This window comes from Serinicoccus chungangensis (assembly GCF_006337125.1).
In the GTDB taxonomy this organism is placed as follows: Bacteria; Actinomycetota; Actinomycetes; order Actinomycetales; family Dermatophilaceae; genus Ornithinicoccus; species Ornithinicoccus chungangensis.
Genome location: NZ_CP040887.1, coordinates 786,011 through 801,261, shown reverse-complemented (window position 1 = coordinate 801,261; position 15,251 = coordinate 786,011). Strand labels below are relative to the sequence as shown.

Below are 15,251 nucleotides of genomic sequence, written 5' to 3'. Positions count from 1 at the left end.
CCGGTCCATCCGGTCGGGGGCCTCGTCGTGCCGGTGTCAGGGCAGCGGGGGCAGGGTGCCGTCCGCCTCGTAGGCGCCCATCATGTCGATGCGCCGCTGGTGGCGCGGGTCGCCGGAGAAGTCGGTGGTGAGGAAGACCTCGACCATGGCCCGCGCCTCCTCGATGCTGTGCATGCGCGCGCCGATCGACAGGACCTGCGCGTCGTTGTGCTCGCGCATGAGCCGCGCCAGGTCGGGGTTGTAGGCCAGCCCGGCCCGGATGCCGGCGACCTTGTTGGCCGCCATCTGCTCGCCGTTGCCGGACCCGCCGAGCACGATGCCGAGGGAGCCCTCCTCCTGAGCGACCGCCCGGGCCGCGCGCAGCACGAAGACCGGGTAGTCGTCCAGGGGGTCGTGGTCGAGGGGCCCGTGGTCGACCACGTCGTGACCCTGCTCGGCCAGCCAGGCCACGAGGTCGCGCTGCAGCTCGTAGGCGGCGTGGTCACCACCGATGTGCACCCTCATGTCGACTCCTCTCAGCTGAAGTCCGGGCCCACGTCGCGGGTCCGCTTCATCTCGTAGAACCCGGGCGTCCCCGCCACGAGCAGGCAGCCGTCCCACAGGCGTCCTGCGGCCTCGCCCTTGGGCGCCGGGGTGACGACGGGGCCGAAGAAGGCGACGTCCTCGACCCGCACGACGGGCGTGCCCACGTCATCGCCCACCAGGTCGATCGCCCGCCGGTGGCTGGCCCGCAGGGCCTCGTCGTGGTCCTCGCTCGAGCCCGCCTCCGCCAGGGCCGGGTCCAGACCCAGCTCCTCCAGCACCTCGGCGGTGATGGCCTCGAGCTCCTCGCTGCCCCGGCCCTCGAGGTGGATGCGCTGCCCGTAGGCGTCGTACATCTTCCGGCGCAGGTCGTTGGCCTCGTCGTCGGGCAGGTCGCTCGTGGCCGCGACGATGGTGCGGACCGGGCCCCAGGCGCGGTCGAGCATGGCGCGGTAGCCCTCGTCGAGGTCGCGCCCCTCGTTGAGCACCGACAGGCTCATGACCGAGAAGGTGATCTCGAGGTCGCGCACCTGGGCCGCCTCGAGCAGCCAGCGGGAGGTCATCCAGGCCCAGGGGCAGGCCGGGTCGAAGAACATCTCGGCATGGGTGGTGCCGCCGGACGGGGCAGGGGACTCGTGAGAGGTCATGCGACCATCGTGTCACGGCATACCCTGACCTTCAGCCGCACCCGACGCTCGACGAGGAGACACCTGCATGCCCGGCAGCAACCTGACCCGCGACGAGGCCGCCGCCCGCTCGGCGCTCGTCCGGACCGAGTCCTACGACGTGGTCCTGGACCTCACCCGCGGGGCGGAGACCTTCTCGACGCGCAGCACGGTGCGGTTCACCTGCGCCCGCCCGGGCGAGTCCACCTGGATCGACTTCGTGGGTCCCGCGGTGGAGCGGATCGTGCTCAACGGTGCCGAGCTCGACCCGGCCGGCTCCGTCGTCGACTCCCGCATCACCCTGCCGGACCTCGCCGAGACCAACGAGCTGGTCGTCGAGGCGACCGGGGCCTACATGAACACCGGCGAGGGGCTGCACCGCTTCGTCGACCCCGCCGACGGCGAGGTCTACCTCTACACGCAGTTCGAGGTCCCGGACAGCCGGCGGATGTTCCCCGTCTTCGAGCAGCCCGACCTCAAGGCGACCTTCGCCTTCACCGTCACCGCGCCGGCGCACTGGCAGGTCATCTCCAACGAGCCGACCCCGGAGCCCACGCCCGCGGACGAGGCGGGCGGCACCGACGGCGGCGCCGTCGCGACCTGGTCGTTCGCCCCGACCGCCCGCATCTCGTCCTACATCACGGCGCTGGTCGCCGGACCGTACGACGTCGTCCGCGACTCGGTGGACACGCGCGCCGGCGAGGTGCCGCTGGCGGTCTACTGCCGCCGCAGCCTCACCCCGCACCTGGACGCCGACAACATCCTCGAGGTGACGAAGAAGGGGTTCGCGTTCTTCGAGGAGGAGTTCGACTGCGCCTACCCGTTCACGAAGTACGACCAGATCTTCACGCCGGAGTACAACATGGGCGCGATGGAGAACGCGGGCTGCGTCACCATCGTGGAGAACTACGTCTTCCGGTCCAAGGTGACCGAGGCGATCGTGGAGCGCCGCGCGCTCACCATCCTGCACGAGCTGGCGCACATGTGGTTCGGCGACCTCGTGACCATGACCTGGTGGGACGACCTGTGGCTCAACGAGAGCTTCGCGGAGTGGGCCTCGACGACCGCGCAGGCCGAGGCCACGGAGTGGACCGACGCGTGGACCACCTTCGGCACCGCCGAGAAGGCCTGGGCCTACCGGCAGGACCAGCTGTCCTCCACCCACCCCGTGGCCGCCGACATGGTCGACCTCGCCGCGGTCGAGGTGAACTTCGACGGCATCACCTACGCCAAGGGCGCCTCCGTGCTCAAGCAGCTCGTCGCCTACGTGGGGCGCGAGCCGTTCCGCGACGGGCTGCGGGCCTACTTCGCCCGACACGCCTGGGGCAACACCACCCTGCGTGACCTGCTCGTGGAGCTGGAGGCGACCAGCGGGCGCGACCTGAGCTCGTGGAGCGAGGTGTGGCTGGAGACCGCGGGGGTCAACACCCTGGCGCCCGAGGTGGAGGTGGCGCAGGACGGCACCATCGCCTCGCTGGCGCTCGTGCAGACCACGCCGCCCGAGCACCCCACCCAGCGCCCGCACCGGCTGGCCGTCGGGTGCTACGACCTCGAGGACGGCGCCCTGCGCCGCACCCACCGGGTCGAGCTCGACGCCGACGGTGCGCGCACCGAGGTGCCCGAGCTGGTCGGACGGGCCATGCCCGACCTGTTGCTCGTCAACGACGACGACCTCGCCTACGCCAAGATCCGCCTCGACGAGCGCTCGCTCGCGACGGCGCTGGAGCACCTGCGCGCCTTCGAGGAGTCGCTGCCCCGGGCGCTGGTCCTCGGCGCCGCGTGGGACATGACGCGCGACGGCGAGATGGCCGCGAGCGACTACGTCCGGCTCGTCCTCACCGCGCTCCCGGGCGAGACCGACTCGACCCTGCTGCGCGTGCTCATCCAGCAGGTGAGCGCCGCCGCCCTCACCTACACCGCGCCGGAGCACCGCGAGGCCGTGGTCGCCGACCTCACCGCGGGCCTGCGCGAGAGCACCCTGGCCGCCGAGGCCGGCAGCGACGCCCAGCTGCAGCTGGTGACGGCGTGGGCCTCCTTCGCCCGGTCCGAGGACGACCTCGCCCTGGTGCGGGGGCTGCTGTCCGGGGAGGAGAGGCTGGCCGGGCTGAGCGTCGACCAGGACATGCGCTGGACGCTGCTCACCGCGCTGGCGACGGCCGGCGCGGCGGGCGAGGAGGAGATCGCCGCCGAGCGGGAGCGGGACAACACCGCGACCGGCAACGAGAAGGCCGCGCGGGCGCGGGCCGCGGTGCCGACCGCGGAGGCGAAGGAGACCGCGTGGGTCGACGCCGTCGAGACGGCGGGCCTGTCGAACTCCGTGCTGGCCGCGATGGCCCTGGGCTTCGGCCGGGTGCACGACGAGGAGCTGCTCACGCCCTACGTCGAGCGCTACCACGACGTCGTGGCCCGGGTGTGGGACGAGCGCACGCACCACATCGCCGAGTCGCTGGCGGTCGGCTTCTACCCGCTCGCCGTCGCCTCACCCGCGCTGCTGCAGGCCAGCGAGAGCTGGCTGGAGGCGCACCCCGACGCCTCGAACAGCCTGCGCCGGACGGTCGCCGAGAACCGCGACGCCGTCGCCCGCGCCCTGCGCGCCCAGGCCTTCGACGCCCGGACCCAGACCCAGACCCCGGGCTAGACCCCGGGCTAGACCCCGGCCCAGGGCCAGACCCAGACCCCCTGCACAGGACGCGCGCCCTGGCCGCACAGGACGCGTGGTCCGACGACTCCGGACGCGTGGTCCGACGACTCAGGACGCTTGTTCGGCGTCCTGACGTGCGCTGATCCACACCCCCGGTCTGCAGCTGGCCTTCATCCACAGGATGGTCCGTGGGCCTGGTCGTCTCCGTGGTCGGGACAGAGGCTGAGCGGTATGGACCTCGCCTCCCTGCCCTCGGTCTTCAGCCGCCGGTTCGCACTCGATTCCGGTATGTCGTCCCGCGAGCTCACCGAGCTGCTTCTGCTCGGCGAGATCGTCCGAGGGTCGAGAAGCTGGTTCCGTCGTCCCCGTGCCGGCGTGCAGCCCGATCAGGAGGAGTGGCAGCGGGTGCAGGGCGAGCACCTCGACCGCCTGCGTCTCCAGCTGCACCGCTTCCCGGGGCACGTGGCCAGCCATACCAGCGCCGCTCTGCTGCACGGGCTCGCCGTCACCGTCTCACCCGACGCACCGGTCGAGCTGACCGTCCTCGAGGGCGTGCAGCGATCCCGGACACTGCCCGGCGTGATCCTGCACCACTGCGACTCCGCGGGCACCGAGGTGGCCGTCGTGGACGGGCTACGCACCACGAACCTGCTCAGGACGGTCGCCGACACCGCACGCACCCGCCGGTTACCGCACTCGACGGCACTGGTGGACGACGCCCTGCGCCGGGGCCTGCTGACCACGTCCGACCTGCGCCTGCAGCTCACCCTGCAGAAGCGGTGGAGGGGACGCCCCAAGGCCGTCGCCGCGCTCGCACTGTCCGATCCGCGGCGCGAGACCTGGCTGGAGTCGTTCTCCTTCGTCACGCTGCACGAGCGCGGGCTCCCGATTCCGCTCCCCCAGGTCGACATCCTCGACGAGGACGGCAGGTTCCTCGGCAGGACCGACGGGCTGCAGCCGGAGTCCGCGTCGTTCTACGAGGCGGACGGGCGTGGCAAGTACTTCCTCGACCAGTCCGAGACCGTCTCACCCGAGCAGTCGGTCCGTGGCCGCCTGGAGGCCGAGCAGCGCCGGCACGGTTCGCTCTGCGGGATCGGTCTGCGCGGGGTGCGCTGGACCAGCGACGAGATCATCGGCGACCCGGAGTCGGTGGCCGACCGCGCGAAGCAGGTGCTGGGAAACCCACCGGCGCCGGTCCGAGGGTATGCCGTGTGGAACGGCGAGCGCCGTCGTCTGCCGTTCTCGGCGGAGCGTCCGGCGGTCGACCTGGAGCAGATCTACGTCACCCGCAGCATGCGTGACCGCGCACGCCGTAGATCCTGACCACGAGGCACCGCCACCCTGTGCCGGACCGCGCGTCCGGTGCGGCCTGACCCCGCGTCTGGTGCGGCCTGACCCCGCGTCTGGTGCGGACTGAGCGCGCGTCCGGTGCGGCCTGAGCGCGCGTCTGGTGCGGCTTGAGCGCGCGTCTGGTGCGGCTTGAGCGCGCGTCTGGTGCGGCCTGAGGGCGCGTCCGGTGCGGCCTGAGGGCGCGTCCGGTGCGGCCTGACCGCGCGTCCGGTGCGGCCCTACCGCGCGTCCGGTGCGACGGCGCGGGCGATGCGGCGCGCGCTGCGCCAGGTGACGAGCTCGTCGAGCAGCACCGGCGCACCCTCCGGGCCGGCGAGCGGCACCCGCCAGTTGGGGTACTCCTCGTCGGTGCCGGGCTGGTTGATGACGCGCTTGTCGCCGGCCAGGTCGCTGATGCTGACCCCGAGGAGCTTGGCCGGGGTGCGGGCGAGGAAGGCGTGCAGCGCCTCCACCTGCTCCGCCACGTCGGCACCCTCGCGCAGCAGCCCACGCCGCCGCAGGTCGGTGAGCACCTCCTCCCGCGAGCGCGCCTCCTCCTCCTGCTCCACCTCGAGCGGACGGTCCAGCAGCCCGAGCCGCGAGCGCAGGTCGATGTGCACCCCCTCGAGGTAGCCGGCGGTCGGCGGCAGGTCGTGCGTGGTGACCGTGGCGAGGCACAGCTCGCGGTAGGCCTCCGGGTCCAGCAGGCTCCCGTCGCCGTCCCAGTCCCGCTCGAACCACAGGATGGAGGTGCCCATCACCCCGCGGTCGCGCAGGTAGTCCCGCACCCACGGCTCGACCGTCCCGAGGTCCTCGCCCACGACGACCGCCCCGGCGCGGTGCGCCTCGAGGAGCAGGATGCCGATCATCGCCTCGTGGTCGTAGCGCACGTAGGTGCCCTGGAACGGCTCGGCACCCTGCGGGATCCACCACAGCCGGAACAGCCCGATGACGTGGTCCACGCGCAGCCCGCCGCTGTCGCGCAGCGCGGCCCGCACCATCTCGCGGTAGGGGGCATACCCCAGCTCGGCGAGCTTGTCCGGACGCCACGGCGGCTGCGACCAGTCCTGCCCCAGCTGGTTGTACTGGTCGGCCGGCGCCCCGACGGTCACGCCCCGGGCGAGGGCGTCGCCCAGCCCCCACGCGTCGGCGCCGTCCGGGTGCACCCCGACGGCGAGGTCGGAGATGACCCCCAGCGACATCCCGGTGTCCAGCAGGTCGCGCTGCACCCGCGCCAGCTGCTCGTCGAGCACCCACTGCAGCCAGCAGTGGAACTCCACCTCGGTGGCGTGCTCCTGACGGTATGCCTCCACCGCCTCTCCCCGGGCGTCCTGCAGCTCCTGCGGCCACTGGCGCCAGAAGGTGCCGTGCTCCTGCGCCAGGGCGCACCACGTGGCGAAGTCCACCAGCCCCTGGCCCTCACGCTCGACGTAGGCCTCGAACGCGCGGGAGCGGCGCAGCGAGCGCGGATGGCGGAAGACGAGCCGCAGCGCCGCCTCCTTGGCCGCCCACACGGGGTCGCGCTCGAGGACGTCAAGGGAGAGGTAGCGCTGGGCGTCGTCGGCGTGCCACTCGACGAGCTGGCGGTCCGCGGCGGACAGGTAGCCCACCTCCGGCACGTCCTCGACCCGGATGTAGATCGGGTTGACGAAGCGCCGGCTCGTCGGGAGGTAGGGCGAGGGCTCCATCTCGCCGACCGGCTCCGCCGCGTGCAGCGGGTTGACCAGGACGAAGTCGGCGCCCATCCCGGCGGCCCACGCCCCGGCGTCGGCGAGGTCCGCGAGGTCGCCGATCCCCCACGAGCCGGCCGAGCGCATGGCGTACAGCTGGGTCATCAGCCCCCAGGCGCGCGCCCCCTCCTGGCCCAGGCCGGCCGGGAGCTCGAGCCGGGGCGGCGTCACGACCAGGGGCATCCGCGCCTCCGTGCCCCCGACCCGCACGACGACCTCGTGCCAGCCCAGCGGCAGGTCCGCAGGCACCTCGAGCAGTGCCCGGCGCACCGGGGCCCCGTCGATCTCCCGCTCCTCGCCCCCCACCTGCAGCCTCAGGTCGAGCCAGCGTCCGTCCTCGGTCCGCAGCGTCACTTCCGGCGACGCCTGCGCCTCGTGGTGGACGCGCACCTCGGGGTCGACACCCCGGGCGACGACGACGACCGGCGGCAGCAGCCGGTGCCACTCCCGCTCCTGCACGCGGGCCAGCTCCCGGTCGACGAAGTCCCCCTCGACGTCCACCCCGAGGGCCTCGAGCACGGCCACGACGGTCTCCTCGGGGACCTGCGCGTGTCGCCCCTGCCAGTCCCAGAACTCGGTCGCGATGCCGTAGGCGCTGGCCAGCTGGGCGAGGGCGGGGGTGCGCTGGGTCACGGGGGTCGAACCTTTCGGAGTGGACGGTCGCCCCCAGTCTGTCAGGAGAGGAGCCCCAGACCCTAGCGCCACGACGCGGGGCGTCCGGCCCGACGGACGGGGTGCACGACGCACGTCCCGGGACGCCCACAATGGAGGCATGCCGAATCTCGACGTGCCCTTCGACTCCTGGGGGTCGACCGTGGACTGGTTGCTCGGCGCACCGCTGCGGATCGTCCTCATCCTCCTCTTCGCGGTGGTGGCCCGCTGGGCGGCGCACCGCGCCATCAAGGGGGTGGTCGAGCGCGCCGCGACGCGCGCCGACGACCACGAGCGCTCGTCGCTGGAGCGGGTCTTCGACTCGGCGGCCGGGGTCCGTCGCGAGCGTCGCCGCCAGCGGGCGCTGACGATGGGCTCGCTGCTGCGCAGCATCGCGACCTTCGTCATCGCGACGGTCGCCCTGCTGACGATCATGGCCGAGCTGGGGATGCCGCTCGCGCCCCTGCTGACCAGCGCCGGCATCGGTGGCGTCGCGCTCGGCTTCGGCGCCCAGTCGCTGGTCAAGGACTTCCTGTCCGGCGTCTTCATGATCATCGAGGACCAGTACGGCGTGGGTGACTTCATCGACACCGGCGAGGCGGTCGGGACCGTCGAGGAGGTCAGCCTGCGGGTCACCCGGCTCCGCGACGCGAGCGGCGTCGTGTGGTTCATCCGCAACGGCGAGATCATCCGGATCGGCAACAAGAGCCAGGGCTGGGCGATGGCGACGATCGACATCCCCGTCGCCTACGACGAGGACCCGGCGCAGGTCATCCCCATGCTCCGCGAGGTCTCGGCCCAGGTGTACGCCGACCCCGAGTGGTCCACCAAGCTCCTCGAGGAGCCCACGGTGGCCGGCGTGGAGTCGGTCTCCGGCGGCACGATGACGCTGCGCATCTTCGCCAAGTGCCGGCCCGGTGAGCAGTGGGGCGTGCCCCGCGTCATCCGCGAGCGCGCCAAGGAGCGCTTCGACACCGAGGGCGTCCGCGGCCCGCGCATCACCCCCTTCGGGGACGCCCAGGCCTGAGGTCGTGCACCGCGGCGTCGGCCCCGCCACGCACGTGAACGCCTGAGCCGGTCGGGCCGGGCGTGTCGTCGGCCCGGCCACGCACGTGAACGCCTGAGCCGGTCCGGCCGGGCGTGTCGTCGGCCCCGCCACGCACGTGAACGCCTGAGCCGGTCGGGCCGGGCGTGCCGTCGGGCGACCCCCACCATCGTCCACCGAGAGGCCACGGCGCGTCTTTGGCAGGATGGACCGATGGCAGGGGCGCCGGAGGAACGCCACGACCAGGGTGACCTGGTCGCCGAGCACGGTGCCCGGCTGCACCACCTGGCGGCCGTGCTCACCGGGGCCACCGACGGCGCGACCCGGCTGACGGCGCAGACCCTGGCCGCCGCCGACCCGGGTGCCGGGTGGCGTGAGCTGCGGGGAGCGCTGGTCCGGGCCTACCTGCGCGCCGCGCCCCGCCGACCCGAGCGCATGCTGCCGGATGGGGTCCAGGACGCCGGCGACGTGCTGGAGCGGCTGCGTCCGCGCGAGCGGGCGGTCGCCGCGCTGCGCCTCGTGCACGGGGCCAGCACGGCCGACACCGCCGAGGCCCTGCGGCTGCCGGCCGAGAAGGTCGCGCGCCTCCTGCCCACCACGCCGGGGCTGGGCACCGCCCTCGAGGCGGTCGGAGACCGCTACGCCCTCCACGGGTCCGACCTGGCCGCAGCTCTCGAGCCCGCCGTCGCGCAGGCGCCGTCGGAGCCGCCCGGCCGCGACCGTCGTCGGTGGTGGTGGGTCGCCGCCGCAGCCGTGCCGCTGGCCGCCGTCATCGGTGGGTATGCGCTCTCCCCCGACCGGGAGGAGCCTGATGGACCGGACCAGGCGGCACCGTCGGGTCCAGGGGTCGTCCAGGTGGGTGCGGTGGACCTCTCCGAGGCCGGCTTCGAGCTGGACGAGGACGGCGAGCCGCCGCGCGGTGCGGCGGGGCTGACCCGGATGGAGACGCTGGAGCTGACCCCCGGACGGAGCACCTCCCTCGCCCTCAACACCGTCGACGCACGTTTCGGGGGTCAGGTTGCGTCCTTCGCGGTGCTGTGGTGCGACATGCCGCCCGCCGACGACCCCGCCCTGGACCGTCCGGTCGGCGAGATCGCGGTGGAGGGGTCCACGCTCACCCTGCCCTGCGCCGGCACCGCGGGCGAGCCGGCCGTCGGTCTCGACCACCTGGTCGCCCTGCCGGCGAGCGGCGATGCCGAGGTGCGCGTCACCGGTGACCTGCCGCCGGACGGCGGTGCCGTCCTGGGGCTCTACGCGCAGACCGACGACATGGCGGTGGAGCCGCTGCCCGATGGTGACCTGACCGCGGGACCACCCGTCCCCCAGGACGCGGTCGTCGTCGAGGAGGCCGGGGTGGTCATGCCCTTCGACCCGGGCGAACGGCTCGTGCAGCCGGTCGAGCTCTCGCCCACGAGCACCATCCGGGTCTGGTCCGGCCGGACCGGCGCCGTCTCGGTGCTCGTCGACGGCATACCGGTGACCGACGACGGCGACCTCGAGTGGTGGACCACCGGGCAGGCCGACTGGCGGGGCCAGAAGCCCGACATCCGGGAGGGCCGGTGGATGGTCTACGTCCCGGGGTCGACCCGGGAGTTCACCATCCCCGACGACGTGGTCCCGCCGAACAGCCGGCGGCCGGCCGTCGTCGAGGTCGTCGCGGACAGCTCCGAGCACGTCCAGGTCGTGGCGACGCAGGCCGTCCCGGGCGACGCGGATCGCGAGCCGGTGCCGCAGGCGGACGGCGGCGAGGCACCCGAGTTGGTCTCGGGGCACCGTCTGCTCGGCGCCTGGGAGCTGCCGATGGACGGGCTGGAGCGCGAGCTGCTCGACCCCGTCGAGGGCGAGGACGTCACCTGGGCCCTCCTGCCGTCGCGGTCCCGGGAGCTGGCCGGGACGACACCGCTGTTCTGGCGCGAGGGTGCCGTGCGACTAGGCCGGAGCCTGACCGTCGCGCGACAGGTGGACGACCCGTCCGACATCTCCCGCGTCATCGAGGAGGCCAGGATGTGGGAGGAGGGGTGGGTGCAGGAGCAGGACCTCACCGGCGCTGCGGAACCCTCCGACCCCGACGTCCCGCTCGCAATGGCACCCTCCACGCCTGGTCACCCGCCAGGGCTCCTCCTCGCCTACGGGAGCGTCGACTACGAGGACTTCGACTTCGCGGCGGCGCGGGTGCCTTCCACCAGCTGGCCCCGGGACGAGCAGCCGGAACCGTCCCAGTTCGTCTCTACCTCGCCGCTCGCCACGATCACCGGTGACGACCTCGACGAGGAGGGACGGACCACCGTCGAGATCCCGACCGGAGGCTTCGGGGCCCGCATCGAGACCGAGGGCCGGGGTCGCATCCGGTTCCAGGTCGGCGGGGAGCCGGTCGAGCTGCTGAACGGCACGGACGGCTGGTGGTCCAGCTGGACCGACCGGGACGTGGTCTCCGAGACCCTGCTGACCTACGGGGCCTACAGCACCACCGGCGACCGGGAGCTCAGCATCACCGTGCAGGACTACGAGGACGTCCGGATCGAGCTGCTGCGCCCCTGAGCCGGCGCCGTTCAGGCCCCTGACCCGGCGCCGCTCAGTCGTCCTGCGACAGCACCAGAGCGGCGTAGGGGCCCACGGTGACCAGGGCGCTGTCCGCCCGGTCGTCCCAAGGGCGCGGCTCGGTGTCCGTGTCGTGGGCGTGCACCGCGCCCAGCCCCGGCCCGAAGGACGGGGCGTCGGTGTTGCACCGCACCCGCCACCGGCCGGCGCGCGGCATACCCAGGCGCACGTCGTGCCGCGGGTGGGTCGTGAGGTTGACGACGACCACGACGTCGTCGCCCGGACCGCCCCGGTCCCAGCGGTGGTAGGCGAGCAGGCCGTCGTCGGCCCGGACGACGCTGGTGTGCCCGCCCCGGAGCCCCCGCGTCGTGCCGGAGGCGTCGCGGCGCAGCAGGACCAGCTGCCGGACCAGGTGCAGGAAGCCGGCCCGGTGGTGCGCCTTCGCCCAGTCGACCGGGCGCGTGTCGGTGAACCAGCCGTCCTCCAGGACGTCCTGGCCCTGGAAGAGCATGGGGATGCCCGGGGCGGTGAGCGTGAGCACCAGCCCCAGGGCGGAGCGGGTGCGGGCGTGCCAGGAGTCGGCGTGCCCCGGGGTGATCTGCTCCGGCACCCGGGCCCGGCCGTTCGCCACCTCGTCGTGCGACTCGGTGTAGACGACCCGCTCGTGCAGGGCCGCACCCCCGTCGCCGAGCACCGCCGCCGCGACCGCCCGCACGTCCCGGTGCGCGTCGTCCGCGGCCTCCAGCGCGGCCCGCACGGTGTGGACGAAGCCGGCGTCCCACTGGCTGTGGAAGCCCAGGCCACCCTCCTGCGGCGCCCGGGTGACCGCGGGGTCGCGCTGCATGTCCTCGGCGACCAGCAGCTTCCACGGCTGCCGCGAGCGCAGGTCGGTGGTGAGCGAGGCGAGGTAGCGGTCGCCCGCCGAGATGTGGTGCGCGGGGTCGCGCACGTCGCCCCACCGCGAGCGCACGAAGTTGGTGCCGTCGAAGCGCAGGCCGTCCACCCGGAAGTCCTCGAGCCACATGACGGCGGAGTCGCGCAGGAAGTTGCGGACCGCCTTGCGGTCGTAGTTCGGCCTCGTCGCCCCCCACGGGGTCAGGGCACGGCGGTCGTTGTAGAAGTAGGCCCCGCCGTAGCGACGCCGGCCGGCCGCGCCGTCGAAGCGCCACAGGTGCGGGCCGTCCGGTCCCAGGTGGTTGTGCACCACGTCGAGGATCACCGCGATCCCCCGGGCGTGCGCCTCCCGCACGAACCGCGCGAAGGCGTGCGGCCCGCCGTAGCTGGACTCGACGGCATACAGCTGGGAGGGGTTGTAGCCCCAGCTCGTCGCGGAGGCGAACTCGAAGGGCGGCATCACCTCGACGGCGCTCACCCCGAGCCAGGCCAGGTGGTCCAGGCGCCCCACGGCGGTGTCGAAGGTGCCCGGCCCCTCACCGGTGGCGGCGAAGGTCGGCACGTGCATCTCGTAGACGACGAGGTCGTCCCACCCCGGAGCCGTGAAGTGCTCGTCGCCCCAGTCGAGGTGACGCGGGTCGAGGACGACGGAGGCTCCGCGCGCGCCGGTGACCTGCCGCGCGCACGGGTCCTGCCGGGAGAGGTAGGGGCCGCCGCGGCGCACGAGGAAGCGGTAGTGCGTGCCCGGCCCCGCGCCCGGGACGAAGACCGACCACGTGCCGGAGCGGTGGTGGTCCTTCGCCAGGACGGTACGGCGTCGCGCGTCCCAGCCGCAGAAGTCGCCCACCACCGCGACCTGCCGGGCCTGCGGCGCCCAGACGCGGAAGGTGACGCCGTCGTCGTGGGGCACCGCACCCATACCCGGGTGGGAGGACGATCTGGGTGGCACGGCCCCGAGCGTAGGGGTCACGACCGACAGTGCCCCAATCGCCGAGGTGGGGCGGCACGTCCTGGACCACCGTGCGCGTTTGGCACCATGGAGAGGTGACCCAGCCCTCCCCCGACACCCCCACCACCGTCTACGAGCGCGTCGGCGGGCACCAGACCTTCGTCGACCTCGTCCACGCCTTCTACCAGGGCGTGCGGCAGGACCCGCCGCTGCGCGACCTCTACCCCGAGGAGGACCTCGGCCCGGCCGAGGTGCGCCTGCGGATGTTCCTCGAGCAGTACTGGGGCGGCCCCACGACCTACTCCGACCAGCGCGGCCACCCCCGGCTGCGGATGCGTCACCACCCGTTCCGGGTCACGCCGGCCCAGCGGGACCGCTGGCTGCACCACATGAACGCCGCCCTGGACACGGTGGCCGACCGGATGGACGCGCTGGACGAGCAGCAGATGCGGGCCTACATGGCGCACGCCGCGCAGGCCATGGTCAACACCCTCGAGGAGGACTGACCGGCGCGCGATTTGCGCGCACCAGGGAGGCGCGGCATAGCGTTGTCCCTCGTGACTCACCCCCCTTCCGCGCACGACGCGCCCTGGTGGCGCCACGCCGTCATCTACCAGGTCTACCCCCGCAGCTTCGCCGACGCGAACGGCGACGGGGTGGGCGACCTCCCCGGCATCACCTCCCGGCTGCCCTACCTCGCCGCGCTGGGGGTGGACGCGGTCTGGATCAGCCCCTTCTACCGCTCCCCCATGGCCGATGCGGGGTATGACGTGGCGGACTACCGCGACGTCGACCCGGTCTTCGGGACCCTCGACGACGCCGACGCGCTCCTCGAGCGCGCCCACGAGCTCGGCATCCGGGTCATCGTCGACCTCGTGCCCAACCACACCAGCGACGAGCACGCGTGGTTCGAGGAGGCGCTGGCCGCGGCGCCGGGCAGCCCCGAGCGGGAGCGCTACGTCTTCCGCGACGGCCGCGGCGACGGCAGCGAGCCGCCGAACAACTGGAAGAGCATCTTCGGCGGCATCGCCTGGACCCGGGTGACCGAGCCCGACGGGACCCCGGGGCAGTGGTACCTCCACCTCTTCGACACCAAGCAGCCGGACCTCAACTGGCGCAACCCCGAGGTCGTCGAGGAGTTCCACGACATCCTGCGCTTCTGGCTGGACCGCGGGGTCGACGGCTTCCGGGTCGACGTCGCCCACTCCCTCGTCAAGGACGCCGACCTGCCGGACTGGGAGGAGCGGGCCGTCATGGCCGGCGCGGACGACGAGCGGCTCGAGCAGAGCCACCTCGGCCCGATGTGGGACCAGGAGGAGGTGCACGAGGTCTACCGCGGCTGGCGGGAGGTGCTGGACTCCTACAACCCCGAGGGCGACCCGCAGCGCGACCGCATCCTGTGCGCCGAGGCGTGGCTGCCGACGCAGGCGCGGACCATGGCCTACGTCCGCCCGGACGAGATGCACCAGGCCTTCAACTTCCACTACCTGCAGGCGCCGTGGCGCGCGGCGGACCAGCAGCGGATCGTCGAGACCTCGCTCGAGGCCGCCGAGGCGGTGGGCGCGCCCACGACGTGGGTGCTGTCCAACCACGACGTGGTGCGCCACGCCTCGCGGCTCGGGCTGCCGGTCGGCCAGCCCCGGCCCAACGGCATCGCCGCCGGCGACCCCCAGCCCAACGCCGTCCTCGGGCTGCGGCGGGCGCGGGCGGCGACCGCGATGATGCTGGCGCTACCCGGTTCGGCCTACCTCTACAACGGGGAGGAGCTGGGGCTGCCCGACCACACGGCGCTGCCGGCCCACGTGCGGGCCGACCCGGCCTTCCACCGCACGCAGGGCGAGGAGACCGGCCGCGACGGCTGCCGGGTCCCCCTGCCCTGGGTCGCCGGTGAGCCGTCCTACGGCTTCGGCGCGTCGGACGACGTGGACACCTGGCTGCCCCAGCCGCTGCTCTACGGCTCCCTGTCCGCGGACCGCCAGGAGGGGGTGGCCGGCTCGACGCTGGAGCTCTACCGCACCCTGCTGCGGCTGCGCCGCGAGCACGACCTCGGCGTCGGCGGGCTGGAGTGGCTCACCGCGCTCGAGGGCATGTCGCTGCCCGAGGGCGTCGTCGCCTTCGCCAACGCCCGCCAGGACGGTCCGGTGGTCACGGTGCTGACGAACTTCGGCGAGGAGCCGGTGGTGCTGCCCCAGGAGCGCGAGGTCCTCGTCGCCAGCGGCCGCCTGCACCGTGACGCCGACGGGCGCCGCACGCTGCACCAGGACTGCACCGTCTGGCTGGGCTGAGC

Annotated in this window: 10 protein-coding genes; 6 read left to right on the top strand and 4 right to left on the bottom strand. The window is 73.5% G+C overall.

Annotation, left to right across the window (positions count from 1 at the left end):
* Positions 1-36: 36 nt before the first annotated feature.
* Entirely contained in the window at positions 37-504 is a 468-nt protein-coding gene (locus tag FHD63_RS03650; RefSeq protein WP_139720215.1) for a ribose-5-phosphate isomerase, read from the bottom strand.
* Between the two features lie 11 nt (positions 505-515).
* Positions 516-1,169 carry a mycothiol-dependent nitroreductase Rv2466c family protein gene (locus tag FHD63_RS03645; protein ID WP_170215584.1) on the bottom strand — a complete coding sequence of 218 codons (654 nt, stop codon included), beginning with the start codon at positions 1,167-1,169 and terminating at the stop codon, positions 516-518.
* Positions 1,170-1,236: 67 nt separating this feature from the next.
* Here FHD63_RS03645 and pepN point away from each other — a divergent pair, with 67 nt between their 5' ends.
* Positions 1,237-3,825, top strand: a complete 2,589-nt coding sequence (gene pepN, locus FHD63_RS03640) for an aminopeptidase N (RefSeq protein ID WP_139720213.1) — start codon at positions 1,237-1,239, stop codon at positions 3,823-3,825.
* Between the two features lie 234 nt (positions 3,826-4,059).
* Positions 4,060-5,151, top strand: a complete 1,092-nt coding sequence (locus tag FHD63_RS03635) for a hypothetical protein (protein WP_139720211.1) — start codon at positions 4,060-4,062, stop codon at positions 5,149-5,151.
* A gap of 245 nt (positions 5,152-5,396) precedes the next feature.
* Here the strand turns inward: FHD63_RS03635 and malQ are convergent, their stop codons facing one another.
* A complete protein-coding gene (malQ, locus tag FHD63_RS03630; RefSeq protein ID WP_139720210.1) occupies positions 5,397-7,520 on the bottom strand; it encodes a 4-alpha-glucanotransferase in 2,124 nt (707 codons plus the stop codon).
* Between the two features lie 139 nt (positions 7,521-7,659).
* Between malQ and FHD63_RS03625 the strand changes: the two genes are divergently transcribed.
* Entirely contained in the window at positions 7,660-8,565 is a 906-nt protein-coding gene (locus tag FHD63_RS03625; RefSeq protein WP_139720208.1) for a mechanosensitive ion channel family protein, read from the top strand.
* A 231-nt stretch (positions 8,566-8,796) separates the two neighbouring features.
* On the top strand, positions 8,797-11,121 hold the full coding sequence (locus FHD63_RS03620; protein WP_139720207.1) for a hypothetical protein: 2,325 nt from the start codon (positions 8,797-8,799) through the stop codon (positions 11,119-11,121).
* 34 nt (positions 11,122-11,155) lie between these two features.
* Here the strand turns inward: FHD63_RS03620 and FHD63_RS03615 are convergent, their stop codons facing one another.
* Entirely contained in the window at positions 11,156-12,964 is a 1,809-nt protein-coding gene (locus FHD63_RS03615) for an alpha-amylase family glycosyl hydrolase (RefSeq protein WP_238705754.1), read from the bottom strand.
* 95 nt (positions 12,965-13,059) lie between these two features.
* Here FHD63_RS03615 and FHD63_RS03610 point away from each other — a divergent pair, with 95 nt between their 5' ends.
* Positions 13,060-13,470, top strand: a complete 411-nt coding sequence (locus FHD63_RS03610; protein ID WP_139720205.1) for a globin — start codon at positions 13,060-13,062, stop codon at positions 13,468-13,470.
* Positions 13,471-13,521: 51 nt separating this feature from the next.
* Positions 13,522-15,249, top strand: a complete 1,728-nt coding sequence (locus tag FHD63_RS03605; protein WP_139720203.1) for a glycoside hydrolase family 13 protein — start codon at positions 13,522-13,524, stop codon at positions 15,247-15,249.
* Positions 15,250-15,251: the final 2 nt, after the last annotated feature.

Excerpts from the sequence above, each read along its gene's own strand:
- FHD63_RS03650 (WP_139720215.1), bottom strand. The coding sequence starts at position 504 with ATGAGGGTGCACATCGGTGGTGACCACGCCGCCTACGAGCTGCAGCGC.
- FHD63_RS03645 (WP_170215584.1), bottom strand. The coding sequence starts at position 1,169 with ATGACCTCTCACGAGTCCCCTGCCCCGTCCGGCGGCACCACCCATGCC.
- pepN (WP_139720213.1), top strand. The coding sequence starts at position 1,237 with ATGCCCGGCAGCAACCTGACCCGCGACGAGGCCGCCGCCCGCTCGGCG.
- FHD63_RS03635 (WP_139720211.1), top strand. The coding sequence starts at position 4,060 with ATGGACCTCGCCTCCCTGCCCTCGGTCTTCAGCCGCCGGTTCGCACTC.
- FHD63_RS03625 (WP_139720208.1), top strand. The coding sequence starts at position 7,660 with ATGCCGAATCTCGACGTGCCCTTCGACTCCTGGGGGTCGACCGTGGAC.
- FHD63_RS03620 (WP_139720207.1), top strand. The coding sequence starts at position 8,797 with ATGGCAGGGGCGCCGGAGGAACGCCACGACCAGGGTGACCTGGTCGCC.